Genomic DNA, 26,709 nt, shown 5'->3' on the forward strand with positions numbered 1-26,709 from the left:
TGCGAAGGCATAAGAACGACCACACTCAGCCGGGCCGGCCATCGGCGCGCAAGCGGCCGTACCAGCCGATCAGGCGCAGGCCCCAGACGCCCATCACACCGGCCCAGAGCACCGCGGCGACGGTGAGCACCCACAACGGCGCCCCGTCCAGGGCGCCGGCCACACGCAACAGCACCGCCACCTGGAGCAGACAGAACACGACCCAGACCAGGGTATCGGCCACCAGGGTGCGCCCGCTGTGACCACAGGACACGCGCGTGACCATGGCCACCAGCAGCGAGCCCAGGCAGCCCATGGTGAGCGCGTGCAGCGCACCCAGGCCCAGGGCCGGCACACCGGCGCGCAGGCCCAGCAGCTGCGACAGCCCCGCCAATACAAAGGACAGGCCGAGCCACAGGAAACCCAGGTGCAGCATCGCGAGCAAGCGCACCTTGAGGCTCTGCACCAGGCCCCAGGCAACGCCCAGCCAGAGAATCACGCCGCCGGCCAGCAGCTCGACCAGACCCTGCAGCAGCATCCAGACCGGCGCACCCGCCCAGCCGCTCGCTGCGACCCAGACCGTCAAGGCCTCGAAGGCCGCGGCGCCCAGCAGGGCCCACAGCACCCAGAACGGGCGCCAGGCCTCGACCATGGGCACGGCGCTGGAGGTGAAAAACGGAATCATGCGGTGCGCGACAACCAGGTAGGTCATCACCACGAAGCCCCAGAGGCCGGTCAGCACCAGACTGAGGGCGGCGTCGAACGCACCGGCCAGCAAGGCCAGCGCCAGGCCCGCGACACACAGCGTGCCCACGGTACCGGCCACCGCCACCACCTTGGCGTGCAGGCGGTCGGCCAGCGTGCTGCGCCGCACCAGGCCCCAGAAGCGCAGGTATTGCGCGCCCAGCCCCGCGGCCGCCAGTGCCGCACCCGCCACGGCGATGCCCAGGTGGGTGTGCGCCCCGGCGAGCCAGAGCAGCCAGCCGCCGGCCTGCAGCAGCAGAGTGGGCACCAGCACCCGGGTTCCCGGGCCGTCCACGCCCAGCCACTTGGGGCCGGCGGTGAACAGGAAGCCGGCGAAAAAAAGCGGCATGAAACCGAAGCTCATGACCGCGGCGTGGGTGATCGTCGGTGGCACCGCGTAGCCCAGGCCGATCGCGCCGGTGGCGCGGTCCGCCTGCACCAGCGCCCACCACAGGCCCGAGGCCAGCAGCAACACCATCGCCAGAAAGAAGGCCAGCCGGTGCGGCGCCAGCAGCAGGTGCCCGGGTCGCCAGGGATTCGGCCCTGGCGGCTGTGCACGCCCCGCGCGACCTGGCCCCACGGGGCGCAAAGGTACGACGGGACGCGCGGTGGTGGTCACTGGACTACCCACCGTGCTGCGCACTGCGGGGCTGAGCGCCTTCGGAACGGCCGGGCGGCGCTCATCCGCAGGTGCCGAGGTGCCCGCACTGGGTGCAGTAGTCGCAGCCGTCCTTGCGGATCATGGCGTGCGCACCACACTCGGGACATTTTTTGCCGGCCATCACGCCCGAGGGCATGCCGGTCAGCTCGGGCATGGCCGGCGCCGGGGCGGCCGACACCACACTCAGCTGGGCGCGGCGCGCGATGATGTTCTGCAACGCAAAGGCGATGGCGGCGACTTCGGAGTCGTGCCACATCGGCACGTGCGTGCCATCGGCCTTCTGGTAGGTGCCCAGGCGCACGGGGCCGCGATCCCAGGCGACCTTGCGCATGTCGGAGAGCGCCCGTTCCAGGAACCCGCCGCGCGCGGCCAGCGACAGCATGCGCATGGTGGAGGTGATCCACTGCTGCGACTCGCCGCTCTGGCCCACGGGCATGAAGAACTCGATGGCGCGTTCGACCGTGCCATTGCCTTCGGCCGCGGGCACCGGCAGGAAAGAGACCACGATGTACAGCGTCTTGTGGCCTTCCTGGGTCCAGTATTCGATCTTGTCGGCCACGGCCGACAGCGCACCCTTGGGGCGGCTTTCGATCACGGTGCGCATCGGGTCCACCGGTGCGGGGGCCACGGCGGGCTTGGCGTCGGTCGCGGCGCTGCCGGTGTCGAGCACCGAGCCGAGGATGCTGTTGGGTCGGTAGGTGGCCATGCCCTTGAGGCTGGCGCGCCAGGCCTTCTGGTACAGGCTCTTGAAGTCTTCGAACGGGTAGTCGGCCGCGACGTTCACCGTCTTGGAAATCGCCGTGTCCACGAAGGGTTGCACCGCTTCCATCATGGCGATGTGTTCGCCCGCGCTCATGGCCAGCGCGTTGACGAAGTAGTCGGGCAACTGGTCGACGTCACCGCCGAGTTCACGGTACAGGCGCCAGGCGTGGTCTTCCACCGCGTACTCGCTGGTGGAGCCGTCGGCCTCGCGCTTCTTGCGGCGGTACATCCAGGAGAACGGCGGCTCGATGCCGTTGGAGGCGTTGTCGGCAAAGGCCAGGCTCACCGTGCCGGTGGGCGCGATGGACAGCAGGTGGCTGTTGCGGATGCCGTGTTTGCGGATGGCCTTCTTGATCGCCTCGGGCAGGCGGCTGGCGAAGGTGCCGGGGGCCAGGTAGCCCTCGGCGTCGAATTTGGGGAACACGCCTTTTTCCTTGCCCAGCTCAACGGACGAGAGGTAGGCGGCGTTGCGCATGCGCTCGGCGATCTGGGCCGCCATGGCGCGGCCCTCTTCGCGGTCGTAGCGCACGCAGAGCATGGCCAGGGCATTGCCCATGCCGGTGAAGCCCACGCCGATGCGGCGCTTGGCGGCGCTTTCGGCGCGCTGCTGTTCGAGCGGCCAGAAGGTCACGTCGAGCACGTTGTCGAGCGCGCGCACCTGGGTCGCCACCGCCTGTTCGAAGGCCTCGAAATCAAACGCCGGCACGCCACCGAAACCGAACGGGTTCTTGACGAAGCGCGTGAGGATGATGGGACCGAGGTCGCAGCAGCCATAGGGCGGCAAGGGCTGCTCGCCGCAGGGGTTGGTCGCCGCGATGGTCTCGCAGTAGTGCAGGTTGTTGTCGGTGCCGATCTTGTCGAGGAACAGGATGCCGGGTTCGGCGAAGTCGTAGGCCGACTTCATGATGGTGTCCCACAGCTCGGTGGCCGACAGGGTCTGGTAGACCCACAGGCCGTCGCTGCGCTGGTAGGCGCCCTTGTCCATCAGGGTCTTGCCGGGCTTGGCCTTGTGCACCAGCTCCCAGGGCTGGTCGTTGCCCACGGCTTCCATGAACGCGTCGGACACGCCGACCGAGACGTTGAAGTTGTTCCAGCGGCCGGGCGTGCGCTTGGCGGTGATGAACTCCATCACGTCCGGGTGGTCGATGCGCAGCACGCCCATCTGCGCGCCGCGGCGCGCGCCCGCGCTTTCGACGGTGGAGCAGGACTGGTCGAAGACGTTGATGTAGCTGCAGGGGCCGGACGCCATGGAGTGCGTGCCCTTGACCTCGGCGCCCTTGGGGCGGATGCGCGAGAAGTCATACCCCACGCCACCGCCGCGGCGCATGGTCTCGGCGGCTTCGCGCAGGGCTTCGTAGATGCCGGGATAACCCTCGGCGTCCACGCCCTGGATGGCGTCGCCCACGGGCTGCACGAAGCAGTTGATCAGGGTGGCCTGGATGTCGGTGCCGGCCGCGCTCATGATGCGGCCCGCGCCGATGGCGCCCGCGTGCAGGTTGTCCAGGAAACGCTGCTCCCATTCGGCCCGTTCCGCCTCTTTTTCCACCGAAGCGAGCGCCCGCGCCACGCGGCGGTACAGGTCTTCCAGACCGGTTTCGCCCGGTTTCAGGTATTTCTCGGCCAGCACGTCCTGGCTGATGGGTTGGGTGGCGGTCAGGTCCTGGGGACGCATGGTGTTGTCGCGTTTCATCTCGGTGATTGTTGGAAAGAGTGAGAGGGGGCGGCCAGGCTGCGGGGTGGTGGCAGGGAGGCTCGGGTCGGGTATGCCGTCGTGTGGGCGGCGAACGACCGGACGGGTAAAAACCACCCGCCATTTTGCCCTGCCCGGCGCCGGTTCAACGACCACGCATCCGATGCCCGTCCCTTTTCCGAGCGAATTCGGCGGTGCCACCCGGATGCCCCGGCCCGTCCACGCCCGGCAACTGCCTCATGAACAGGCAATCCGCTTTCTATATACCTCACTTCATCCATCAGAAAGAATTTGCCCATCGTGTTCGACATAAGGCGGGTATGGGCCCGTGCCGCTGTGGGAGGCCAACGAGGCCGGCACAAACGCACCCTGTGCTGCGTCAAACACGTGGACTTCGCCCTCCTCGATCACGTAATGCCAGCCGTGCAGCGACAGCTGGCCCGCCTCCGCGGCGCGGCGCACCATGGGGTAATCCATCAGCCGCTCCAGCTGCAGCACCACCGCGCGCTGCTCGGTGCGGCGCAGCGCTTCGGCGCTGGGCTGGACCGGCAGCAGGGCCTCGTCGGCCAGCTTGAGCCAGGCCTTGAGCGCCACCGCTTCGTCGGGCGCACCTTCGTAGGCGGTGCGGATCGCGCCGCAATGGCTGTGGCCACAGACGATGATGCGTTCCACCTTCAGGCTCAGCACCGCAAACTCGATGGCCGCCATGGTGCCGTGCAGGCCGTGCGACTGGTCGTAGGGCGGTACGAACGCGCCCACGTTGCGCACGAGAAACAACTCGCCCGGCGCAGCACCCGTCAGCAGGTAGGGCACCAGGCGCGAGTCGGAACAGCCGATGAACAGCGTCTTGGGATGCTGGCCCTGCGCCACCAGGTCCTGGAAGCGCTGCTGGTGCAGCGGAAAATAATCCGAATGGAAATCGCGCAGGCGCAACAGCAGGTCGTCGGGCATGGCGGCTGCGGTCTCACTGAACAAGGGGCGAGTCGGCGCCTTCGAGCTCAATCCCTTCGACCTTCGCCTGCCCCACCAGCAGCTGCATGTACTGGCGCAGCGCGGTGCTGCGCGACTGCAGCGCGAGGCGGCTGGCGATCTGGTCGCGGACCTGCTCGAACTCGGGCAGCTGGCCCTTCTTGCGGCCCAGCACCTCGATGATGTGCAGACCGAAGCGCGTGTGCACCAGGCGCGGGTGCACGCCCATGCCCCAGCGCGAATCGCTCTGGAAGAACAGCTCGTTGGCCAGCTCGGGGGCGCAGGCTTCCGGCGTCACCCAGCCCAGGTCGCCGCCCTGGGCGCCCGAGGGGCAGTTCGACAACTCGGCAGCCAGTTGCGCGAAGCGACCCGCCAGCACGTCCTTGCGCGACAGCTCCAGCAAGGCCGTTTCGGCGCGCTGCGAGAGCGCGTGCACGTTCACGCCCGGCGTCACCGCAAACAGGATGTGCCGCACATGCAGCGCCTGCCCGACGATCAGCCGGTTTTTCTGCGCTTCGTAGTGACGGCGGCATTCTTCTTCGGTGGGATCGGGCGAGGTCACGGCCTGGTCGAGCATGGTCTCGATGACCTGGCGCTGCGCCTCGTCCGGCTGCATCGCCACCAGACCGCGGTACAGCGGCAGCAGTCCTTGTTTCACCGCCTCCTGGATCAGCAGTTCGGTGTAGGCGCGCTCGCGCAGGGTCTGGGCATCGAGCACTTCATCGGGTTCATGCAGGGCGATGCCGTTGATGCTGGCCACGGCGGGCTGGGCCAGATCGGCGCAGGCGCAGCTGCTGCTGCCGCAACCAACAGTAGAAGATGGACTCATGGCAAGTTCCTGGTTCAGGGTGGAAGCGCTCACGGCTGGCGGGGGTCGTTCGGCGTCAGGCCCAGCTTGCGGCTGCGCACCACCTGGTAGGGGCGAACCACATAGGCCAGCGTGCCGAAGCCGCTCCACACGTGCACCAGACGCGAGAAGGGAAAGAGCAGAAAGATCGTCATGCCCAGCACCAGGTGCACCTTGTAGGGCCAGTCCAGCGCCACCAGGCCGGCGGCGTCGGGGCGCAGGGTCACGATGCGCTGCGCCCAGTCGGCCAGCGCCAGCATCACGCCGGCGTCCTTGTGACCGAACGAATACGGCAGGGTGATCAGGCCCAGCACCAGCTGCACCCACAGGATGATCAGGATGCCGAGGTCGGTGCGGTGGCTGGTGAGGCGGATGCGGTCGTCGAAGATGCGGCGGTGCAGCAGCAGCGTCAGGCCGATGAAGCAGATGACGCCGGCGATGCCACCCGCGGTCACGGCCACCAGCTGCTTCTGTTCGGCGGTGATGAAGGGCTCGTACATGAAGTGGGGCGTGAGCAGGCCCACCGTGTGACCCCCGAACAGGAACAGGATGCCGATGTGGAACAGGTTGCTGCCCCAGCGCAGCTGGCCCTTGCGCAGCAGCTGCGAGGAATCGCTTTTCCAGGTGTACTGGTCGCGGTCGAAGCGCGCCAGGCTGCCCATGAAGAACACCGCCAGGCAGATGTAGGGATAGACGTTGAAGAGGAAGTTGTGCAGCGGGTTCATGCCTGCTCTCCTTGAGAAGGTTGGGATGACTTTCTGACAATATGGATCGGTTGCGGCTGGTTCGGTTTGGCCTGGCCTTCGGTCGAACAACCACCAAACACCTCGGGCTCGGCCCAGCTCTCGTCCAATGCCGGCTCGGGCGCGACGGCCACCGCTTCGGCCTTCTCACCCGCCAGCTCCAGCACCGCCGCCAGCACGCTGGCGTAGGGACTCTGGCGACCGGCCAGCGCGCTGAAGATCACGCGCACGATGTGCGCGATCTCGCCCATGAATTCACGTGCCTGCTGCGGCGGCTGGGTGGACGCAAATTCCAGCACCACCGGCAGGTAGTCGGGCAGCTCGTCGGGGCCCAGGTACAGCCCGGCTTTTTCGTAGGTCTGGATCAGGTCGACCATGGCCGGGCCGCGGTCGCGCGAGTCGCCGTGCACGTGTTCGAACAGGTGCAGCGCGGTGCGGCGCCCGCGGTCGAACAGCTCGACGTACTCGGACTCGACGTCCAGCGCCGGCTGGGTGCCCAGGTGCCTGAGCAGCGCGTCGAGCTCGGCCAGCCGCGCGGCCGGCAAAGCCGCCTCGGTGCGCAGCGCCTGCTGCATCTCGGCGGTGTGTTCGCGGAACGCCGCGTCGGGGTAACGCAGCAGGTGCGCCAGAACGCGCAGCGTGAGTCGGGCCTGGGGAGGAGAGGAAGAAAACAGGTTCATCTCAGACTCCCAGCTTGATCGGGATGGTGCGTTTCTTTTCAGAACCGAACAGGCTGGTCTCGGTCGATCCTTCGGAGCAGCCGTTGCCGAAGCTGAAGCCGCAGCCGCCCTTCACGTTGAAGGTGTTTTCGGCGTACTCGCGGTGCGTGGTCGGGATCACGAAGCGGTCTTCGTAGTTCGCGATCGCCATGTAGCGGTACATCTCTTCCACCTCGCGGGCGGTCAGGCCCACCTGGTCGAGCACGTCCTGGTTGACCAGGCCGTCCACGTGTTTGGTGCGCTGGTAGGAGCGCATGGCCAGCATGCGTTCGAGCGCGCGCACCACCGGGCCGGTGTCGCCGGCGGTCAACAGGTTGGCCAGGTACTTGACCGGAATGCGCAGCTGCGACACGTCCGGGATTTCGCCGTTCTGGCTCAGCATGCCGGCGTTGGCCGAAGCGGTGATGGGCGAGAGCGGGGGCACGTACCAGACCATGGGCAGGGTGCGGTATTCGGGGTGCAGCGGCAGGGCCACCTTCCACTCCACCGCCATCTTGTAGACCGGGCTCTGGCGGGCCGCGGCCATCCAGGCGTCGGGGATGCCGTCGATGCGCGCCTGCTCGATCACCTTGGGGTCGTTCGGGTCGAGGAACAGGTCGAGCTGGGCCTGGTAGAGGTCGATCTCGTTGGGCGTGCTCGCGGCTTCGGCGATGCGGTCGGCGTCGTACAGCAGCACGCCGAGGTAGCGGATGCGACCGACACAGGTTTCACTGCACACCGTGGGCTGACCGGCTTCGATGCGCGGGTAGCAGAAGATGCACTTCTCGGCCTTGCCGCTTTTCCAGTTGTAGTAGATCTTCTTGTAGGGGCAACCGCTCACGCACATGCGCCAGCCGCGGCACTTGTCCTGGTCGATCAGCACGATGCCGTCTTCTTCGCGCTTGTAGATCGAGCCCGAGGGGCACGAAGCCACACACGCCGGGTTCAGGCAGTGCTCGCACAGGCGCGGCAGGTACATCATGAAGGTGTTCTCGAACTGACCCATCATGTCTTTCTGGGCCTGTTCGAAACCGTCCATGTTCGCGTCTTTGCTGCGCTTGCTGAACTCGCCGCCCAGGATCTCTTCCCAGTTCGGGCCCCACTCGATCTTCTCCATGCGCTTGCCGGTGATCAGCGAACGCGGACGGGCGGTGGGCGCGTGCTTCATCTCCGGCGCCGACTGCAGGTGGTCGTAGTCGAAGGTGAAGGGCTCGTAGTAGTCGTCGATCTGCGGCAGGTTGGGGTTGCTGAAGATCTTCATCAGCAGCGACCACTTGCCCCCCTGCTTGGGCACGATGGAACCGTCGGCCTTGCGGACCCAGCCCCCGTTCCACTTGTCCTGGTTTTCCCACTCCTTGGGGTAACCGATGCCGGGCTTGGTCTCGACGTTGTTGAACCAGGCGTATTCCACACCGGGCCGGCTGGTCCAGACGTTCTTGCAGGTGACCGAACAGGTGTGGCAGCCGATGCACTTGTCCAGGTTGAGCACCATGCCGATTTGTGCGCGTATTTTCATGATTGACTCCGAATGAAGGGCAGTGGGCTCAAGGGTTCTCGCCTTGCGACTGGTACGCGCGGACCAGGTGGTCATCGGCGGGTGTGTCGAGCCAGTCGACCTTGTGCATCTTGCGCACCACCACGAACTCGTCGCGGTTGGTGCCGATGGTTCCGTAGTAGTTGAAGCCGTAGCTCAGCTGCGCGTAGCCGCCGATCATGTGGGTGGGCTTGAGCACGATGCGGGTCACCGAGTTGTGGATGCCGCCGCGCACGCCGGTGATCTCCGACCCGGGGGTGTTGATGATCTTTTCCTGCGAGTGGTACATCATCACCATGCCGGGGTTGACGCGCTGGCTCACCACCGCGCGGGCCGCCACGGCGCCGTTGATGTTGAACAGCTCGACCCAGTCGTTGTCCACGATGCCGGCGCTCTTGGCGTCGTCTTCGCTGAGCCAGATCACGGTGCCGCCGCGGTTCAGCGTGAGCATCATCAGGTTGTCGCTGTAGGTGGAGTGGATCCCCCACTTCTGGTGCGGCGTGATGAAGTTCAGCTGGATCTCTTTGTGGCCGTTGGGCTTGATGTTGTGGATGCCCTCGGTGGTCTTCAGGTCCACCGGCGGCCGGTAGCTGGCCAGGCCTTCACCGAAGGCGATCATCCAGGGGTGGTCCTGGTAGAACTGCTGGCGCCCGGTGAGGGTGCGCCATGGGATGTATTCGTGGACGTTGGTGTAGCCGGCGTTGTAGCTCACCGTCTCGCTCTCGATACCGCTCCAGGTGGGCGAGCTGATGATCTTGCGCGGCTGCGCCTGGATGTCGCGGAAGCGGATCTTCTCGTCTTCGCGGTAGACGGCCAGGTGGGTGTGGTCGCGCCCGGTCTGTTTGCCCAGCGCTTCCCAGGCCTTCACCGCCACGTGGCCGTTGGTCTCGGGCGCCAGCTGCAGGATCACCTCGCAGGCGTCGATGTCGCTGACGATCTTCGGCATGCCCTGCGACACGCCTTCGTCCAGCGTCTTGCCGTTGAGCTGGCCGAGCTGCTCGACCTCGGTGCCGGTCTTCCAGCCGATGCCCTTGCCGCCGTTGCCCAGCTTGTCGAGCAGGGGGCCCAGGGCCGTGAAGCGCTTGAAGGTGTTGGGGTAGTCGCGCTCGACCACGGCGATCTGCGGCGCGGTCTTGCCCGGGATCAGTTCGCAGTGGCCCTTCTTCCATTCCTTGACCTCAAAGGCCTGCGCCATTTCGCCGGGGGTGTCGTGCATGATGGGCGTGAGCACCACCTCTTTTTCCACGCCCAGGTGGCCAACGCAGACCTCGCTGAAGGTCTTGGCAAAGCCCTTGTAGATCTCCCAGTCCGAACGCGCCTGCCACACCGGGTCCACGGCCGCCGACAGCGGGTGGATGAAGGGGTGCATGTCGCTGGTGTTGAGGTCGTTCTTCTCGTACCAGCTGGCGGTCGGCAGCACGATGTCGGAGTACAGGCAGGTGGTGCTCATGCGGAAGTCGAGCGTGACCAGCAGGTCCAGCTTGCCTTGCGGCGCGTTCTGGTGCCACGTCACTTCGGCCGGCTTGGCGTCGTCCTGGCCAAGGTCCTTGCCCTGGACGCCGTTCTCGGTGCCCAGCAGGTGCTTGCAGAAATACTCGTGGCCCTTGCCGCTGGAGCCCAGCAGGTTGGAGCGCCACACGAACATGTTGCGCGGCCAGTTCTGCGGTGCGTCGGGGTCTTCGCAACTCATCTCCAGTGTGCCGTCCTTGAGCGCCTTGACCACGTAGTCCTTGGCGTCCAGACCAGCGGCCTGGGCGTCTTTGACGACCTGCATCGGATTCGTCTTGAGCTGCGGTGCGCTCGGCAGCCAGCCCATGCGCTCGGCGCGCACGTTGAAGTCGATCATGCTGCCGCTGAAGGCGGCCTTGTCGGCGGCGCTCAGCGTGGGCGAAACGATCTCTTCCATGCCGAGCTTCTCGTAGCGCCACTGGTCGGTGTGGGCGTAGAAGAAGCTGGTGCTGTTCATCTGGCGCGGCGGGCGCACCCAGTCGGTGGCAAAGGCCAGCGGCACCCAGCCGGTTTGCGGACGCAGCTTTTCCTGGCCCACGTAGTGGGCCCAGCCGCCGCCGCTCTGGCCGATGCAGCCGCACATCATCAGCAGGTTGATGACGCCGCGGTAGTTCATGTCGGCGTGGTACCAGTGGTTCATGGCCGCGCCGATGATCACCATGGATTTGCCGTGCGTCTTGTCGGCGTTGTCGGCGAACTGGCGCGCCACGGTGATGACCTGGTCGCGTGGCACACCGGTGATGCTTTCCTGCCAGGCCGGGGTGTAGGCGGCGTTGTCGTCGAAGTCTTTGGCGCCACTGCCCAGACCGCGGTCGATGCCGTACTGCGCGACCTGCAGGTCGAACACGGTGGCGACCATCGCGTAACGTTCTTCACCGGCCTTGCCCAGGCGCAGGCGCACCGCGGGCACTTTGGCGTGGTTGATCTCGCCGTTCTGCGCGTTGGCGGTGAAGTGGGGCGTGGCGTTGCCACCGAAATACGGGAAGCCCACGTCCACCACCTGGTGGTCCTGCTCGCCGTCTTCGATCACCGAGAGCTTGAGCTTCACGTCGCTGTTGCCGCGCGCTTCCTTGGACTCCAGGTTCCACTTGCCTTCGTCTTCGCGGCCGGGCTCGCCCCAGCGGAAGCCGATGGAGCCGTTGGGCAGCACGGCCTTGCCGGCGGTGTCGAAGGCCACGGTCTTCCACTCGGGGTTGCTCTTCTGGCCCATCTTGCCGTTGAAGTCGCTGGCGCGCAGGTAGCGGTCGGGCACCATGGTCACCGTGCCGTCGGGCAGGGTGTGCTCCTTCAGCATCACCAGCAGCGGCAGGTCGGTGTAGCGGCGCGCGTAGTCGTCGAAGTAGCTGGATCGCTGCTTGCCGCCATCGGGGAAATAGAACTCTTTGAGTGCCACGTGGCCCATGGCCATGGCGAGCGCGGCGTCGGTGCCCTGCTTGGGGTGCAGCCACAGGTCGGAAAGCTTGGCGACCTCGGAATAGTCGGGCGTGACCGCCACCGTCTTGGTGCCCTTGTAGCGCACCTCGGTGAAGAAGTGGGCGTCGGGCGTGCGGGTCTGGGGCACGTTGGAACCCCAGGCGATGATGAAGCTGCTGTTGTACCAGTCGGCCGATTCGGGCACGTCGGTCTGCTCGCCCCAGACCTGCGGGCTGGCGGGCGGCAGGTCGCAGTACCAGTCGTAGAAGCTCATGCACACGCCGCCGATGAGCGACAGGTAACGCGAACCCGCGGCGTAGCTCACCATGGACATGGCGGGGATCGGCGAGAAGCCGATGATGCGGTCGGCGCCGTGCTGTTTGATGGTGTAGACGTTGGCCGCCGCGATGAGCTGGTTGACCTCGTCCCAGGTGCTGCGCACAAAGCCACCCATGCCGCGCACCTGCTGGTAGTCGCGGCGTGCGTTGGCGTCTTGCTGGATCAGTGCCCAGGCGTCCACCGGGCTCTTGCTGACCTTGAGCGCGGCGCGCCAGCGTTCCAGCAGGCGGCCGCGCACCATGGGGTACTTCACGCGGTTGGCGGAATACAGGTACCAGCTGTACGAGGCCCCACGCGCGCAGCCGCGCGGCTCGTGGTTGGGCATGTCCCAGCGCGTGCGCGGGTAGTCGGTCTGCTGGGTTTCCCAGGTCACGATGCCGCCCTTGACGTAGATCTTCCACGAGCAACTGCCGGTGCAGTTCACGCCGTGGGTGCTGCGCACGATCTTGTCGTGTGCCCAGCGGTTGCGGTAGCTGTCTTCCCAGGTGCGGTCTTCGTTGGTCGTCAGGCCGTGGTTGCCCGAGAAGGCTTCCTTGGGCAGGGTGAAGTGGGTCAATCGGTCCAGAAAGTGGCTCATGGGGTGCTCCGGTTGGGGTGCGTTGTCGGGGTCATTGGCTGTTTATTCGGTTGTTGGTTCGACGCGCGGTGCGGGCCTGCTTTTGCATGCCGGCTTTTGTGGAGGCCGATGGCAGCGGGGGACGCGGACGGAGCGGAGTGCCACGCCGGCCTGAGGCCCGAGCAAAAGCTGCCCAGAAGTGTCTTCATGGGTTCTTGATCTCAGCGCCGGCACGGAGATAGAACCACCAGTTCAGCACCAGGCAGACGGCGTAGAAGATCGCAAAGCCGTACATCGCGAACTGCGGCGTGCCGGCCTTGATCTGGGCACCGATCACCACCGGGGCGATGAAGGCGCCGTAGGCGGCGACGGCCGAGGTCCAGCCCAGCACGGGGCCGGCCTGCTGGCGGTCGAAGATGACGCCGATGGTGCGGAAGGTCGAACCGTTGCCGATGCCGCTGGCAAAGAACAGCACGATGAACAGGCCAATGAAGGCGGGGAAGTACTGCTCGGGCGTGGCCGAGCCGTAGGCCATCATCATCACGTAGCCCACCGCAGCCGAAGCGAACACCATCACGGCCGAGATGACCTGGGTGACGATGGAGCCACCGACCTTGTCAGAGATCCAGCCGCCGAGGGGACGCACTGCGGCACCGACGAAGGGGCCGATCCAGGCGTAGGTGAGGGCCGAGGGTGCGTTGGGGTTTTTCAGCGTGTGCGTCATCACACCGGCCGCATCGGCCACGTGCTGGAAGCCGAAGATCACCGTGATGGCCAGCGGCAGCACCATCGAGAAGCCGATGAAGGAACCGAAGGTGACGATGTAGAGCGCGGTGAGCGACCAGGTGTGTTTGTTGCGGAAGATCGCGAACTGCTTGCTCACGCCCTCTTTCATGGGGCCGAAGGCCGCCAGTTTCATCATCAGCAGCGCCAGGATGATGTCCAGCGGGATCGCCACCCACATGTTCAGGATGCCCAGGCCGGTGGGGGCCGGCAGGTACAAATAGAGCATGAAGACGGCCGGGATGAAGGCCAGGGTGTAGAGGTAGGTGACCTTGGCGAACGCGGCGATCGGATTGCCAGCATCGGGCGACACCGTCTTCAGGTTGTTCATGCCGAACCAGGCCAGGATCGACAGCGGAACCAGCGAGATCACCCAGGCAAAGCCCGCGTTCTGGATCCAGGTGGGCGTGCCGGCGGCGATCTTGCCGAAGATCCAGCCGCTGTCTTTCACCAGCGTCATGGGCTCACCACCGAGGGCACCCAGCAGCGGCAGCGTCATCACCAGCGGGATCACGATCTGCATCGTCGTCACGCCGAAGTTGCCCAGGCCGGCGTTCAGGCCCAGCGCCGTGCCCTGCAACCGCTTCGGAAAGAAGGTGCTGATGTTGGACATGGAGGACGCAAAGTTGCCGCCGCCCACGCCCGACCACAGCGCCAGCAGCTGGAACACCCACAGCGGCCACTCGGGGTGCTGCAGCGCCACGCCGGTACCGATGGCCGGGGCCAGCAGCATGGCGGTGGTGAGGAAGATGGTGTTGCGGCCACCGGCCAGGCGCACCAGGAAGGAGGCCGGGATGCGCATGGTGGCACCGGCAATGCCCGAGATGGCGGTCAGCGTGAAGAGTTCGGCCTGGGTGAAGGGGAACCCCAGGTTGAGCATCTGCACGGTGATGATGCCCCACATGCCCCAGACCGCGAAGCCGCAGAGCAGCGCGGGCACCGAGATCCAGAGGTTGCGGTAGGCGATTTTCTTGCCGGTCTGTTCCCAGAACTTGTCGTCTTCAGGGCGCCAGTCGGCGACGTCGGCGCCCTGGCTGCTGGCAACAGCACCCGAGGCAGACAGTTTGGCTTTGGTGTTCATGGTGGTGTATCCCGACCGCGGGGGTCAGTTCTGAAGGGAAAAGGATTTGGCTTCCGCGCCCATGACCTGGGTCTTGCGCACTTCGGTCCAGTACATCCAGATCAGCGAGACCCAGACAACGCCGTACATCAGCATGAAAGCGCTGGAGCGGATGCCGGTCAGGTCCATCAGCGCGCCGAACATGATGGGCAACACAAAGCCGCCCATGCCGCCGGCCAGGCCGACGATGCCGCTGATGGCGCCGATGTTTTTCGGGTAGTCGTCGCTGATGTACTTGAAGACGCTGGCCTTGCCGAAGGCCCAGGAGATGCCCAGGATGAACATCAGCCCGGTGAACATGTAGACATTGAGGCCGATGTGGAAGGTCTTGGGTCCGTCCACGGTCGTGACGGTGAAGTCGGTCTGCGGGTAGCTCAGCAGGAACAGGCAGATCCAGCTCACCCACATCACCCACCAGGTGACCTTGTGGGCGCCGAACTTGTCCGACAGGATGCCGCCGATGGCGCGCAGCACGCCGCCGGGCAGGGAGAACGCCGCGGCCAGCAGGGCGGCGACGCGGATGTCGAGGCCGAACTCGCCGACGTAGTACTGCACCATCCAGAGCGAGAGCGCCACATAGCCGCCGAAGACGATGCTGTAGTACTGGCAGTACTTGATGACCTTGGGGTCCTTCAGCGCCTGGAGCTGGTCCTTGAAGGTCACGTTGCTCGGCACCAGGTGCGAGGGGTCGCTGTGGCTGAAGAGCCAGAACAGGATCACCGTGCCCAGCATGATGGCCGCGTAGACCTGCGGCACCATGGTCCAGCCGAAGGCCACCAGCAGCACCGGCGCGACGAACTTGTTGACCGCAGCACCCGAGTTGCCCGCGCCGTACACGCCCATCGCCATGCCCTGGCGGTTTTTCGGGAACCAGCGCGCCACATAGGGCGTGCCGACCGAGAACGAGCCGCCGGCCAGGCCGACGAAGAGGCCGATGGTGAGGAAGTGCCAGTAGGCGGTGGCGTAACTCATCATCCAGATCGCGGGCACGGTGAGCGCCATCAGGATGGTCATCACGATGCGGCCGCCGTAGCGGTCGGTCCAGATGCCCAGCGGCACGCGCACCAGCGAGCCGGTGAGCACCGGCGTGGCCATCAGCAGGCCGAACTGGGTGGAATTGAGGTCGAGCGCCTTCTTGATGGGTATCCCGATGACGCCAAACATCATCCACACCATGAAGCAGACGGTGAAAGCCAGCGTGCTGACGATCAGCACCGACCAGGCTTTCCGTTGATTGCGAAGTTCAGAGGCCATGTTCTTTCTCCAGAGACATGGCATGACTGTCCGTTTTTTCTCCCGCGCCGAACATCCGCCAGAGGGTGCCCGGCACGCAGCAGAAGGACGATGGTCGCCACAGCGGCCATCGTCCGGAAGAACTACCCCGGGGCCGGAATCAACCCGACTTGATGTGGATCAAGTGGATTTCAGGCCAGCCCATGCGTGGTCGCATAGACCGCAGCCTGCACCCGCGAGCTCAGACCCAGTTTGCGCAGGATGTGCTGCACATGGATCTTCACCGTGGTCTCGGCGATGTCGAGTGCGCGCGCGATCAGCTTGTTGCTGTCGCCGCGTGCGATCAGCTGCAGGATCTCGCGCTCGCGCGGCGAGAGCAGGTCGGGCGATGGGCCGTTGGCCGGTTCCAGGGGGGCCGGCGCGCTCTCGGCCGGGCGGGCGCGGAACACCGAGACCAGCTTGGTCAGCATCTCGGGGCTGATCACGGATTCACCGTCGAGCACCTTGACGATGGTGTCGCCCAGGTGGTCGGACTCCACCGTCTTGAGCAGGTAGCCGTCGGCGCCGGCGCGCAGGGCGGCGGCCAGGTCGTCTTCGTTTTCGCTCACGGTGAGCATCAGGATGCGCGTGCCCGGCGCGGCGTCTTTCAGCGCGGGAATGGCGTCCACCCCGCGCACACCGGGCAGGTGGTTGTCGAGCAGGATCACATCGGGCCTGTGCGCCTGCGCCAGGCAGCGCAGGGCCTCGCCGATGTCGCCCGCCTCGCAGACCACCTCGAAGCGCTCGTCCTGTGACAGCAGGGCCCGCAGGCCGCGGCGGAACAGGTTGTGGTCGTCGACCAGCAGCAGCTGGATGCGGGGCGCGGGGGCGTGGGTCATGGGGCGGGCAGGGTCTCGGACAGTTCTTGCAGGTTCAGGCCCAGCGTGCCGATGCCCCGACCGCTCACCGGGTAGGGGGGCAGGGTCAGGGTCACCGTGGTGCCCTGGCCGGGGCTGGACACCAGTTCCACGCTGGCACCGATGCGTTCGGCGCGCTCGCGCATGATCTTCATGCCGACGTGGTTCTCGCTGCGCTGCTGGCGGGTGTCGAAGCCGGCGCCATTGTCGCGCACGACAAAGCGCCAGCGCGCGGCCTTGTGCACATCGAGGCTGACGTGGCTGGCGCCCGCGTGCTTGCGCACGTTGGACAGCGCTTCCTGCAGCACGTGCAGCACCTGCACCTGCACGTCGGGCGGCAGCGGCAGGCCCTGGCCTTCGAGCTGCAGGCGCGTGGGCAGGCCGGTCTGGTGCTGGAACTTCTGCAGCGTTTCCTGCAACGCAGCCTCGATGTCGTCGGTGTTGGTGCGGGTGCGGAAGTGCACCAGCAGTTCGCGCACGTCGTTGATGCTCTCCTTCAGGCCGGCATCGAGCTCGTCCAGCGTGGCGTTCACCTGATCCGGCTGCTGCTTCTGCATCGCGTTGCGCAGCAGACCGGCCTGGATCTTCAGGAAGGCGAGCGACTGCGCGATCGAGTCATGCAGCTCGCGCGCGATCAGGGCGCGCTCTTCGCCCACCGCAGCCTCGCGCTCCAGCGCCGCCGCGCGCAGGCCTTCCAGTGCGCTGGCCAGGTGGCTGGCGAGCGCGTCGAGCAACTCGGTCTCGTCGGCGTTGAGCTGCACGTCGCTGCGGAAGAACAAATCGATCTCGCCGATCAGCCGCTGCTGCAGGCGCACCGGCACGCTCACCAGGCTTTCATAGCCCGCGCGCGCGCAGTGCCGCATGGGAGCTGCGTCGTGGGTGTGGATCGGGATCACCCGGGTGCGGGCGTCGGGCTGCAGGTTGCCACAGGCGCAGGCGCCGGCCAGCAGGCTGCGTTCTTCCTCCTGCATGTCCTGCGGGAAACAGTCGGAGGCCAGCATCAGGTAACGCTGGTTGGCTTCGTCGGACCAGCGCACCGCCACCGCGTCGGCCTTCATGACCTGGCGCACGCGCTGCGAGAAGCCGCGCGAGAGTTCCTCGATGGTGTTGGCCTGCGCGAGAAAGGCGCTCACCTCGTACAGCGCTTCCAGACGGGCGCGCTGCGCCTCGATGCGCTGCGTCTTGGCCTGCACCTTGGCCTCCAGCCCTTCGTAAAGCGACTGCAGGGTGCTGGCCATGCGGTTGAAGCCGGCGGCCACCTGGCCAAATTCGTCCTGCGTGTCGACGTCGATGCGGGTGCCGAACTCGCCCGCCTCCACCCGCGCCAGCACCCTGCGCAGGTGCGCCAGCGGGTTGATCACGTAGAGGTAGCCGGTGTAGAGCATGATCACCGCGCTGCCGATGGCCAGCGCCATCATCACGAACTGGAACAGGTTGAGGATGGCGGTGTAGCCCGAGAGCTGTTTCTCGATCACCAGCACGAAGCCGTCGATCGCGTCGACGAACTCGCCCGCGGCCTGCAGCGAGCGAGCGGCATCGGGCGGCACCTCGCCCAGCCACAGCGGGCGCTGGTTCTGCCAGAGCGCCTCCACGAGGACGAACTGCTGGCTGACCTCGTCGTTCCAGGGCACGAACAGCGGGCGGCTCGGGTCGCCACTGCGCAGCAGTCCCAGGCTCTGATCGAACTGTGCAACCAGGGCGTTGATGTCGCTGGCCGGCAGCTGGGCCGCCACCGAGCTGTTGAGGCGCCAGGTCTGCATGCGCATGCGCCCGGCCTCGTTCACCGCCGCGGCACCGCCTTCGAGCTGCCAGGTCACCCACAGCGTGAGGCCGATCGAAGCCAGCGCGATGACCAGCAGGCCGGCGCCGATGCGGATCAGCTTGATCGAGAGCGAAACAGTGGATGCCATGACCATAGGTTAGCGGCTTTGTACCGACCCCGATACCAGCAAGTGGTGCACCCGTGGCCGGAGACCCCGGCGCGGGCAAGGACATGCAAGGCATCCGATCGGAAAATTAATGTGCACTTAAAATGCATCTTTTCATGCCGCCGATGCCATGTCAAATTCACCCGAACCGGCGGCCCAGCCGGTGTTCTTTCCCTTGCTGGACCAGCAGCAGAAGATCTACCCACGCTCGGTGAGCGGACGCTTCGCGCGCTGGCGCTGGGTGATGGTCTGGCTGACCCAGGTCGTGTTCTACGGCCTGCCCTGGCTGCGCTGGAACGAGCGGCAGGCGGTGCTGTTCGATCTGGAGGAGCGGCACTTCTACGTGTTCGGTCTGGTGCTGCAGCCGCAGGATTTCATCTACCTTGCGGCGCTGCTGGTGCTGTCGGCGCTGGGCCTGTTCTTCGTCACCGCCATCGCCGGCCGTGTCTGGTGTGGCTACGCCTGCCCCCAGACGGTCTACACCGAGATCTTCCTCTGGGTCGAGCGGCGCATCGAAGGCGACCGCAGCGCGCGCCTGCGGCTGGACGCGCGGCCCTGGGGGCTGGAGAAGTTGCTGCGCAAGACGGGCAAGCAGGTGGCCTGGATCGCCATCGCGCTGTTCACCGGCTTCAGCTTCGTCGGCTATTTCATCCCCATCCACAGCCTGGCCGAACAGACCCTGGCGCTGACGCTCACACCCTGGGCCACGTTCTGGGTCTTCTTCTACGGCTTCGCCACCTACGGCAACGCCGGCTTCATGCGCGAGCAGGTCTGCAAGTACATGTGCCCTTACGCGCGCTTCCAGAGCGCGCTGATCGACATGGATTCGATGGTCATCGCCTATGACACGAAGCGGGGTGAAAACCGCGGTGCGCGCTCGCGCAAGGCCGACCCCAAGGCGCTGGGCCTCGGCGACTGCATCGACTGCACGCTCTGCGTGCAGGTCTGCCCGACCGGCATCGACATCCGCCATGGCCTGCAGAACGAATGCATCGCCTGCGCGGCCTGCATCGACGTCTGCGACGAGGTGATGGACAAGATGGGCTACGCACCCGGCCTGATCCGCTACTCCTCGGGCAACGGCATCGCGCAGGGCTGGACACCCGCGCACATGCTGCGTCGCATCTGGCGCCCGCGGGTGCTGATCTATGCGGCGCTGCTGCTGGCGCTGGGCAGTGCCTTCGTCTGGAGCGTGGGCCACCGCAGCGACTACGGCGTGGCCGTCAGCCGTGACCGCGGCGCACTGGCACGCCAGACCGGCAACGGCGACGTCGAGAACACCTACCAGCTGCAGATCACCAACAGCCTGGAGCAGCCCCAGGGCTACATCGTGCGGGTCTCGGGCCAGGAGGGCCTGCGCCTGGACACGGGCGCCGGGCTGTCGGTGGGCGCGACCAGCACCGCCAGCATGCCGGTGCGGCTGGTGCTGCCGCTGGAATGGGCCCAGCGCCATGGCGGTGGGACGCTGCCGGTGGTGTTCCAGATCGAACCCGACACGGCCGGCGCGCACGAGCCAGTTCAGGTGAAAAGCACCTTCGTTGTGCCACGCTATTGACGCGGTGCGCCTGACGCAGACTTGGGGGGGTCTGGCGCATGGGCGCCGGGCCAGCCCGATGCGCTCCAATGAATCGCATCGTGGTTTCTCCTTTGGTTGGTGCCGCCACCAACACGACGAACGGTAACGCCTCAGATCGACAGGGGCACCCACTTTCTTCCGCAGACTCCGAGACCGATGGGCGCCGTGATTGGCAGACGGGTGCCCCACGGAGAGGCAGCCACGGCGCTCCTACCGATCAGGCAGACCCGGGATGTGCTTCAGGTGCACGACCCTGCGCACACCGGCGCCCGGTGGCATGGGTTCCAGCAGATCCGCCAGCGTCACGCCGTCGAGCACCTTGAGGTAGCTGTCCATCGCCTGTTGCAGCGCGCCCTTGAGGCGGCAATAGCCGTTGAGCCGGCAGGTGTTGTGGTCGTTGTCGAAACACTCGACCAGCGTGAAGTCGGTCTCGGTCTGGCGGATCACGTCGCCCAGCACAGTCTCGCACGCCGGCTTGAGCAGGCGCAGGCCGCCGCCGCGACCGCGCGTGGTCTCCAGCAGCCCCTGGCCCGAGAGCGTCATCACGATCTTGGTCAGGTGGCTGCGCGAGATGCCGTGGGCCTCGGCGATCTCGCTGATGGTGGCGGGCCTTTCGCGCTGCGCACAGGCGGCGCAGTACATCAGCACCCGCAAGCTGTAGTCGCTCCAGTGGGTCAGTCGCATGCCGGAATCTCCTGGAGGCGGGGCATCGTTCTTCCGGATACCCCGTGTCGTTCTGATGAAATATTCACCAAGTCTGAATTTTATCTTTTAATATATTCATCTTGTGTGAATATTTAAGGAAACCCCATGAACCACGCCACCACCGTTGCAATCCCCACCACCGACCGCGCCCGGCAGGCCATCGGCCAGATCGCCGTCGATCTGCCGGGCTCCACCGCGGTCTTCCGTCGCCTCAAGCTCGACTTCTGCTGCGGAGGCCAGGTGCCCCTGCAACAGGCCTGCGCCAGCAAGGGCTTGCCACTGGACGCGGTGCTCGCCGAGCTCGCGGAACTGGAGCGCCCGAGCGAACTGCCCACGACCGAATCGCCCGAAGCGCTGGTCGATCACATCCTCGCGCGCTACCACGCCGTGCACCGCAAGCAGCTGCCCGAGCTGATCCGCATGGCCCGCCGCGTGGAGGCGGTGCACCGCGAGAATTCGGATGTGCCGGTTGGACTGGCCGAACACCTGGAGACCATGGAAGCCGAGTTGCTGGACCACATGGACAAGGAAGAACAGATCCTGTTCCCGCTGTTCAAGAGCGGCGGTGGCGCGCAGGCTCTGGGGCCGATCCACGTGATGCGCGACGAACACACCGGCCACGGTGCGCAGCTCGAACGCCTGATGGCCCTCACCGACGACGCCAACCCGCCGCGCGGCGCCTGCAACACCTGGCGCGCCCTGTACGCCGGCGTTGCGCAGCTGTCCGACGACCTGATCAACCACATCCATCTGGAGAACAACGTGCTGTTCCCGCAGTTCGAGGTCCAGGTGCAGACCGGGTGCGGATCGGCTTGCGGCTGCGCTTGATGTCAGGCCGCTTGCGCCAGATCAAGCCATGAGCCCATTGACCCAGGTCAACGCCCGGGCTCCGGGCCGCTGATACCTTCGCGCCCGCCTGGCAACGGCATCTCCGCCGTGCCGCACCTCCCACACAAGCTTCCATGGCCACCGACCGCACGTTCGACAACCCCCACACCCTGGACCTGGTCTGCCCGGCCGGCAGCCTGCCCGCGCTCAAGGCCGCGGTGGACCATGGCGCGAACTGCGTCTACCTGGGCCTGCGCGACGCCACCAACGCACGCAACTTCGCCGGCCTGAACTTCGACGACGCGGCCATCGCCAGCGGCGTGGCCTATGCGCATGCGCGCGGCTGCCAGGTGTTCATGGCGCTCAACACCTACCCCCAGGCCGCGCAGCCGGAGCGCTGGCGCGAGGCGATGGACAAGGCGGTGAACCTGGGCGTGGACGCGGTCATCCTGGCCGACCCCGGCCTGATGCGCTACGCCACGCAGCGCCACCCTCGGCTGCGGCTGCACCTCTCGGTGCAGGGCTCGGCCACCAACCCCGAGGCAATCAACCTCTACCACCGCGAGTTCGGCATCTCGCGTGCCGTGCTGCCGCGCGTGCTCTCGCTCGACCAGGTGCGCCAGGTGGTGCAGAAGACGCCGGTGGAGATCGAGGTGTTCGGATTCGGCAGCCTGTGCGTGATGGTCGAAGGGCGCTGCGCGCTCTCGTCCTACGTCACCGGCGAGTCGCCCAACACGCACGGCGTTTGTTCACCGGCCAAGGCGGTGCGCTGGCAGGAAACCCCGAAGGGCCTGGAGTCGCGGCTGAACGGCGTGCTGATCGACCGCTACGCCACCGGCGAGAGCGCGGGTTATCCCACGCTGTGCAAGGGCCGCTTTGATGTGGAAGAGGACACCAGCTACTACGCGATCGAAGAGCCCACCAGCCTCAACACGCTTTCGCTGCTGCCGCAGTTGCTGCAGATGGGCGTGCGCGCGATCAAGATCGAAGGCCGCCAGCGCAGCCCGGCCTACGTGGCCCAGGTGACGAAGGTCTGGCGCGAAGCCATCGACAGCTGCCAGGCCCAGCCCCAGCACTACACGCCCAGGAGTGCCTGGATGGCCTCGCTCGACCAGGTGGCCGAGGGGCAGCAACACACCTTGGGCGCCTACCACCGGCCGTGGAAATGACCTCCCCCCTGCGCCGCTTCGCGGCTTCCCCCCAGGGGGACCACGCCCTTGGACCGGCGGAGCCGGATCTTCGGCGTGTGCTGGGAAAGGCACGCGCGATGAACGAAACACCGATATGAAACTTTCTCTCGGACCCCTGCAGTACTACTGGCCACGCCAGACCGTGTTCGACTTCTATGAGGCCATGGCCGCCACCGCGGTGGACATCGTCTACCTCGGCGAGGTGACCTGCTCGCGCCGCCACGAGCTGCGCCTGTCGGACTGGCTGGACGTGGCCGAGCGGATGCGCGCTGCGGGCAAGACCGCCGTGCTCTCCACCCAGGTGCTGCTGGAATCGGGTTCGGACGTGAGCGCGATGCAGAAGGTCGCGGCGAACACGGACTTCCTGGTCGAGGCCAACGACATGGGGGCGGTGGGCGCACTGGGCGGTCAGCGCGGTTTCGTCGCCGGCCCGCACCTCAACGTCTACAACGGCCCCACGCTGCAATGGATGGCCTCGATGGGCGCGTCGCGCTGGGTCGCACCGCTGGAGATGCCGCGCCAGGACCTGGCCCTGCTGCAGCGGGAACGCCCGGCCGGCCTGCAGACCGAGGTGTTCGTGCACGGCCGCCTGCCGCTCGCTTTCTCGGCGCGCTGCTTCACCGCGCGCCACCGCAACCTGCCCAAGGACGACTGCCGCTTCAGCTGCATCGACCACCCCGACGGCCTGATGCTCAAGACCCGCGAGCAGGCGGAGTTCCTGGTGCTCAACGGCATCCAGACCCAGTCGGCGCGGGTGCACAGCCTGATCGACGCCTGGGACGATCTGACGGCGCTCGGTGTGGACGTGGCGCGCATCAGCCCGCAGTCCTTGCACACGGCCGAGGTGATCGGCCTGTACGACGCGGTGCGCCGCGAAGCGCTGAATGGCCCGGCGGCACGCGCCGCCCTGCTGCCTCTGCTGCCCGACCGCGACTGCAACGGCTACTGGCACGGCCAGCCGGGGCAGGAACGCATCGAACCCGCCCTCGCCTGAAAGCCCCCCATGCACACGACCACCGCCCGCCCCGACACGCACCACGTGCTGCCCACTCCGGTGGGCACCCTGCTCGGGCGCCTGCCGGCCTACCCCGGCTCGATGCTGCTGGTCACCGCCCTCAACCTCGTGCTCGCTCGCCAGCTGCCGACCGACGTGCGCCAGCGCCTGGAGGGTCAGCGCATCCGCATCCAGGTGCGCGACGCCGGCCTGCGCTTCGACTTCGTCTGGCGCGGCACGCTGTTCCGTGCCAGCCCGCCGCAGCCCGAAACCGAACTGACGCTGAGCGCCAACGCGCACGACTTCGTGCGCCTGGCCCGGCGCCAGGACGACCCCGACACGCTGTTCTTCAACCGCCGCCTCTCGATGGAGGGTGACACCGAACTCGGCCTGGTGGTCAAGAACGCGCTCGATGCGCTGGAATTGCCGGTGTTCGATGCCCAGCACTGGACGCCGCCGCGGGTGTGGGAGCGCCTGCGCGCACGCCTGGCCCACCCAACCGCGGGCTCGCGCCCCAGGCAACGGTGAGCACGCCCGCGAGCCGCGCCGCCGCCCGCCCGCTGGTCTACGCCTGCTCGGGCTGCTCCAGTGCCGCGCAGCTGGCCAACCACGTCGCCGTTCGGCTCGACCGCTCGGGGCTGGCCGAGATGTCGTGCATCGCCGGCGTCGGTGGCGACGTTCCCTCGCTGCTCAAGACCGCGCGCTCGGGCCGCCCCATCGTGGCGCTCGACGGCTGCCCGCTGGTGTGCGTGAAAAGCAGCCTGGCGCGCCACGGCATCGCCCCCGACCAGCACCACCAGTTGCAGACCTATGGCGTGCGCAAGCGCCAGCACGAAGACTTCGACCCCGAGCAAGCCCGGCAGGTGCTGGCGCAGGTGAGCGCCGGTCTGCACCTGCTCGCCGTGACCGAACCGACGGCGGCACCGGCACCAGAGACCCTGCATGACTGAGGTCCCATGCGCCCAGCGGCGCCTGCTGGTGGCCATCACCGGCGCCAGCGGCGCGGTCTACGGCCTGCGCCTGCTGCAGGTGCTGGGCGCGACGCCCGGTGTGCAGATCCACGCGGTCGTGTCCGACGCCGGCTGGCTCACGCTGCGCCACGAACTGAACCTCGCGCCCGAGGCCCTGCGCCCGCTGGTGCACACGCTGCACGACGCGGCCCACCTCGGCGCCGGCCCGGCCAGTGGCTCGTTCCGCTGCGACGGCATGGTGGTCGCCCCCTGCTCCATGCGCACGCTGGCCGCGATCGCCCACGGTCTGTCGGACAACCTGCTCACCCGCGCGGCCGACGTGATGCTCAAGGAACGCCGCCGCCTGGTGCTGATGGTGCGCGAGACCCCGTTGCACCTGGGCCACCTGCGCAACATGACCGCCGTGACCGAGATGGGCGCCATCGTCTGCCCGCCCATGCCGGCCTTCTATCTGAGGCCCAGGACGCTCGACGATCTGGTGGACGCCAGCGTGGCGCGCGTGCTGGATCTGCTCGACGTGCCACACACGCTGAGTCAGCGCTGGGAAGGGCTGGAATGACCTACCGCGATCTGCGCGACTTCATGGCCCAGTTGGAACAAACCGGCGAGCTGCGACGCGTGAGCCATCCGGTCTCGCCGCACCTGGAGATGACCGCGCTGTGCGACCGCGTGCTGCGCGCCGGCGGACCGGCCCTGCTGTTCGAGCGGCCCACCGGCCACAGCATGCCGGTGCTGGGCAACCTGTTTGGCACCACCGACCGCGTGGCGCGCGCCATGGGCGTGGGCAGCCTGGGCGAGCTGCGCCAGTTCGGCGAAGTGCTGGCCGCACTCAAGGAGCCGCAGGCGCCGGGCGGGCTCAAGGACATGGTGGCCCTGAGCGGTCTGATCAAGACGCTGTGGCACATGAGCCCCAAGGAATGCCGCTCGGCGCCCTGCCAGGAGCGGGTGTGGGAAGGCACCGACGTGGACCTGGCGCGCCTGCCCATCCAGCACTGCTGGCCCGACGACGTGGCCCCCCTCATCACCTGGGGCCTGGTGATCACGCGCGGTCCGCACAAGACGCGGCAGAACCTGGGCATCTACCGCCAGCAGGTGCTCTCGCGCAACCAGCTCATCGTGCGCTGGCTCGCGCACCGCGGCGGCGCGCTCGACTTCCGCGACCACGGCCGCCTGCACCCCGGCCAGCCCTACCCGGTGGCGGTGGCGCTGGGTGCCGACCCGGCCACCATCCTGGGCGCGGTCACGCCGGTGCCCGACAGCCTCTCCGAATACCAGTTCGCGGGCCTGCTGCGTGGCGCACGCACCGAGGTCGTCCATGCCGTGGGCGTGCCGCTGCAGGTGCCGGCCTCGGCCGAGATCGTGCTCGAAGGCCACATCCAGCCCGACGCCGCGCACCCGAGCGGCTACCAGCATGCGCTCGAAGGCCCCTACGGCGACCACACCGGCTATTACAACGAACGCGCCGAGTTCCCGGTCTTCACGGTCGAGCGCATCACGATGCGGCGCGACGCCATCTACCACTCCACCTACACCGGCAAGCCGCCCGACGAACCCGCCATGCTCGCGCTGGCGATGAACGAGCTGTTCATCCCGCTGCTGCAGCGCCAGTTCCCCGAGATCACCGACTTCCACCTGCCGCCCGAGGCCTGCAGCTACCGCATGGCGGTGGTGCAGATCCGCAAGGCCTACGCCGGCCACGCGCGGCGCGTGATGATGGGCGTGTGGAGCCACCTGCGCCAGTTCATGTACACCAAGTTCGTCGTGGTCGTGGACGAGGACATCGACGTGCGCAACTGGGGCGAAGTCATCTGGGCCATGAGCACGCGCATGGACCCGGCGCGCGACAGTTTCACCATCGAGCACACGCCCATCGACTACCTCGACTTCGCCTCGCCCGTGAGCGGCCTGGGCAGCAAGATGGGCCTGGACGCGACCAACAAGTGGCCCGGCGAAACGCAGCGCGAATGGGGCCGGGTGATGAGCATGGACCCGGCGGTGACGGCACGCATGGAGCCGCTGTTCGCGGCGCTGATGGCGTGAG

The 26,709-nt window shown here is 67.0% G+C and carries 21 protein-coding genes; 8 read left to right on the plus strand and 13 right to left on the minus strand.

The window, feature by feature from the left end; genetic code table 11:
* Positions 1-25 precede the first annotated feature (25 nt).
* The 12 genes from ACN5W5_RS07875 to ACN5W5_RS07930 all read right to left on the minus strand — a co-directional run bounded on the left by ACN5W5_RS07875 (position 26) and on the right by ACN5W5_RS07930 (position 18,386).
* On the minus strand, positions 26-1,342 hold the full coding sequence (locus ACN5W5_RS07875; protein WP_420047973.1) for an NnrS family protein: 1,317 nt from the start codon (positions 1,340-1,342) through the stop codon (positions 26-28).
* Positions 1,343-1,403: 61 nt separating this feature from the next.
* A complete protein-coding gene (locus ACN5W5_RS07880) occupies positions 1,404-3,836 on the minus strand; it encodes an adenosylcobalamin-dependent ribonucleoside-diphosphate reductase (protein WP_420047974.1) in 2,433 nt (810 codons plus the stop codon).
* 273 nt (positions 3,837-4,109) lie between these two features.
* A complete protein-coding gene (locus ACN5W5_RS07885; RefSeq protein ID WP_420047975.1) occupies positions 4,110-4,787 on the minus strand; it encodes a carbonic anhydrase in 678 nt (225 codons plus the stop codon).
* A gap of 13 nt (positions 4,788-4,800) precedes the next feature.
* Entirely contained in the window at positions 4,801-5,634 is an 834-nt protein-coding gene (locus tag ACN5W5_RS07890) for a peptidylprolyl isomerase (protein ID WP_420047976.1), read from the minus strand.
* Positions 5,635-5,663: 29 nt separating this feature from the next.
* Positions 5,664-6,377 carry a respiratory nitrate reductase subunit gamma gene (gene narI / locus ACN5W5_RS07895; protein ID WP_420047977.1) on the minus strand — a complete coding sequence of 238 codons (714 nt, stop codon included), beginning with the start codon at positions 6,375-6,377 and terminating at the stop codon, positions 5,664-5,666.
* Positions 6,374-7,075 carry a nitrate reductase molybdenum cofactor assembly chaperone gene (gene narJ, locus ACN5W5_RS07900; RefSeq protein ID WP_420047978.1) on the minus strand — a complete coding sequence of 234 codons (702 nt, stop codon included), beginning with the start codon at positions 7,073-7,075 and terminating at the stop codon, positions 6,374-6,376. The genes narI and narJ overlap by 4 nt, the downstream gene beginning before the upstream one ends.
* Position 7,076: 1 nt before the next feature.
* Positions 7,077-8,609 carry a nitrate reductase subunit beta gene (gene narH / locus ACN5W5_RS07905; RefSeq protein ID WP_420047979.1) on the minus strand — a complete coding sequence of 511 codons (1,533 nt, stop codon included), beginning with the start codon at positions 8,607-8,609 and terminating at the stop codon, positions 7,077-7,079.
* A 28-nt stretch (positions 8,610-8,637) separates the two neighbouring features.
* Positions 8,638-12,465 carry a nitrate reductase subunit alpha gene (locus ACN5W5_RS07910; protein WP_420047980.1) on the minus strand — a complete coding sequence of 1,276 codons (3,828 nt, stop codon included), beginning with the start codon at positions 12,463-12,465 and terminating at the stop codon, positions 8,638-8,640.
* Positions 12,466-12,649: 184 nt separating this feature from the next.
* Positions 12,650-14,308, minus strand: coding sequence for an MFS transporter (locus ACN5W5_RS07915; protein WP_420047981.1), 1,659 nt, complete (start codon positions 14,306-14,308; stop codon positions 12,650-12,652).
* A 24-nt stretch (positions 14,309-14,332) separates the two neighbouring features.
* Positions 14,333-15,601 carry an MFS transporter gene (locus ACN5W5_RS07920; protein WP_420047982.1) on the minus strand — a complete coding sequence of 423 codons (1,269 nt, stop codon included), beginning with the start codon at positions 15,599-15,601 and terminating at the stop codon, positions 14,333-14,335.
* A gap of 170 nt (positions 15,602-15,771) precedes the next feature.
* Complete coding sequence (locus tag ACN5W5_RS07925) at positions 15,772-16,458, minus strand: response regulator (protein WP_420047983.1); 687 nt, start codon at positions 16,456-16,458, stop codon at positions 15,772-15,774.
* Positions 16,455-18,386, minus strand: coding sequence for a type IV pili methyl-accepting chemotaxis transducer N-terminal domain-containing protein (locus ACN5W5_RS07930; protein WP_420047984.1), 1,932 nt, complete (start codon positions 18,384-18,386; stop codon positions 16,455-16,457). The genes ACN5W5_RS07925 and ACN5W5_RS07930 overlap by 4 nt, the downstream gene beginning before the upstream one ends.
* A gap of 148 nt (positions 18,387-18,534) precedes the next feature.
* Here ACN5W5_RS07930 and ccoG point away from each other — a divergent pair, with 148 nt between their 5' ends.
* Entirely contained in the window at positions 18,535-19,959 is a 1,425-nt protein-coding gene (gene ccoG, locus ACN5W5_RS07935; protein WP_420047985.1) for a cytochrome c oxidase accessory protein CcoG, read from the plus strand.
* A gap of 231 nt (positions 19,960-20,190) precedes the next feature.
* Here ccoG and ACN5W5_RS07940 read toward each other — a convergent pair whose 3' ends face one another.
* Positions 20,191-20,664, minus strand: a complete 474-nt coding sequence (locus ACN5W5_RS07940; protein WP_420047986.1) for an Rrf2 family transcriptional regulator — start codon at positions 20,662-20,664, stop codon at positions 20,191-20,193.
* Positions 20,665-20,790: 126 nt separating this feature from the next.
* Between ACN5W5_RS07940 and ytfE the strand changes: the two genes are divergently transcribed.
* From ytfE to ubiD, 7 genes are all read left to right on the plus strand, one after another.
* Positions 20,791-21,513 (plus strand): iron-sulfur cluster repair protein YtfE, encoded by a 723-nt coding sequence (gene ytfE / locus ACN5W5_RS07945; protein WP_420047987.1) that lies wholly within the window; start codon positions 20,791-20,793, stop codon positions 21,511-21,513.
* Positions 21,514-21,647: 134 nt separating this feature from the next.
* On the plus strand, positions 21,648-22,682 hold the full coding sequence (ubiU, locus tag ACN5W5_RS07950; RefSeq protein WP_420047988.1) for a ubiquinone anaerobic biosynthesis protein UbiU: 1,035 nt from the start codon (positions 21,648-21,650) through the stop codon (positions 22,680-22,682).
* 115 nt (positions 22,683-22,797) lie between these two features.
* A complete protein-coding gene (ubiV, locus tag ACN5W5_RS07955) occupies positions 22,798-23,697 on the plus strand; it encodes a ubiquinone anaerobic biosynthesis protein UbiV (protein ID WP_420047989.1) in 900 nt (299 codons plus the stop codon).
* A gap of 9 nt (positions 23,698-23,706) precedes the next feature.
* Positions 23,707-24,225 (plus strand): ubiquinone anaerobic biosynthesis accessory factor UbiT, encoded by a 519-nt coding sequence (gene ubiT / locus ACN5W5_RS07960; protein WP_420047990.1) that lies wholly within the window; start codon positions 23,707-23,709, stop codon positions 24,223-24,225.
* Positions 24,222-24,647, plus strand: coding sequence for a putative zinc-binding protein (locus tag ACN5W5_RS07965; RefSeq protein ID WP_420047991.1), 426 nt, complete (start codon positions 24,222-24,224; stop codon positions 24,645-24,647). Before ubiT ends, ACN5W5_RS07965 begins: the two co-directional genes overlap by 4 nt.
* Entirely contained in the window at positions 24,640-25,227 is a 588-nt protein-coding gene (locus ACN5W5_RS07970; RefSeq protein WP_420047992.1) for a UbiX family flavin prenyltransferase, read from the plus strand. The genes ACN5W5_RS07965 and ACN5W5_RS07970 overlap by 8 nt, the downstream gene beginning before the upstream one ends.
* Positions 25,224-26,708 carry a 4-hydroxy-3-polyprenylbenzoate decarboxylase gene (ubiD, locus tag ACN5W5_RS07975; RefSeq protein ID WP_420047993.1) on the plus strand — a complete coding sequence of 495 codons (1,485 nt, stop codon included), beginning with the start codon at positions 25,224-25,226 and terminating at the stop codon, positions 26,706-26,708. Before ACN5W5_RS07970 ends, ubiD begins: the two co-directional genes overlap by 4 nt.
* Position 26,709 lies beyond the last annotated feature (1 nt).

The organism is Hydrogenophaga sp. ZJX-1 (assembly GCF_048590325.1).
Classification (GTDB): domain Bacteria; phylum Pseudomonadota; class Gammaproteobacteria; order Burkholderiales; family Burkholderiaceae_C; genus Hydrogenophaga.

Coding starts and splice junctions, on each gene's coding strand:
- ACN5W5_RS07880 (WP_420047974.1), bottom strand. CDS start 3,836: ATGAAACGCGACAACACCATGCGTCCCCAGGACCTGACCGCCACCCAA.
- ACN5W5_RS07885 (WP_420047975.1), bottom strand. CDS start 4,787: ATGCCCGACGACCTGCTGTTGCGCCTGCGCGATTTCCATTCGGATTAT.
- ACN5W5_RS07890 (WP_420047976.1), bottom strand. CDS start 5,634: ATGAGTCCATCTTCTACTGTTGGTTGCGGCAGCAGCAGCTGCGCCTGC.
- narI (WP_420047977.1), bottom strand. CDS start 6,377: ATGAACCCGCTGCACAACTTCCTCTTCAACGTCTATCCCTACATCTGC.
- narJ (WP_420047978.1), bottom strand. CDS start 7,075: ATGAACCTGTTTTCTTCCTCTCCTCCCCAGGCCCGACTCACGCTGCGC.
- narH (WP_420047979.1), bottom strand. CDS start 8,609: ATGAAAATACGCGCACAAATCGGCATGGTGCTCAACCTGGACAAGTGC.
- ACN5W5_RS07910 (WP_420047980.1), bottom strand. CDS start 12,465: ATGAGCCACTTTCTGGACCGATTGACCCACTTCACCCTGCCCAAGGAA.
- ACN5W5_RS07915 (WP_420047981.1), bottom strand. CDS start 14,308: ATGAACACCAAAGCCAAACTGTCTGCCTCGGGTGCTGTTGCCAGCAGC.
- ACN5W5_RS07920 (WP_420047982.1), bottom strand. CDS start 15,601: ATGGCCTCTGAACTTCGCAATCAACGGAAAGCCTGGTCGGTGCTGATC.
- ACN5W5_RS07925 (WP_420047983.1), bottom strand. CDS start 16,458: ATGACCCACGCCCCCGCGCCCCGCATCCAGCTGCTGCTGGTCGACGAC.
- ACN5W5_RS07930 (WP_420047984.1), bottom strand. CDS start 18,386: ATGGCATCCACTGTTTCGCTCTCGATCAAGCTGATCCGCATCGGCGCC.
- ccoG (WP_420047985.1), top strand. CDS start 18,535: ATGTCAAATTCACCCGAACCGGCGGCCCAGCCGGTGTTCTTTCCCTTG.
- ACN5W5_RS07940 (WP_420047986.1), bottom strand. CDS start 20,664: ATGCGACTGACCCACTGGAGCGACTACAGCTTGCGGGTGCTGATGTAC.
- ytfE (WP_420047987.1), top strand. CDS start 20,791: ATGAACCACGCCACCACCGTTGCAATCCCCACCACCGACCGCGCCCGG.
- ubiU (WP_420047988.1), top strand. CDS start 21,648: ATGGCCACCGACCGCACGTTCGACAACCCCCACACCCTGGACCTGGTC.
- ubiV (WP_420047989.1), top strand. CDS start 22,798: ATGAAACTTTCTCTCGGACCCCTGCAGTACTACTGGCCACGCCAGACC.
- ubiT (WP_420047990.1), top strand. CDS start 23,707: ATGCACACGACCACCGCCCGCCCCGACACGCACCACGTGCTGCCCACT.
- ACN5W5_RS07970 (WP_420047992.1), top strand. CDS start 24,640: ATGACTGAGGTCCCATGCGCCCAGCGGCGCCTGCTGGTGGCCATCACC.
- ubiD (WP_420047993.1), top strand. CDS start 25,224: ATGACCTACCGCGATCTGCGCGACTTCATGGCCCAGTTGGAACAAACC.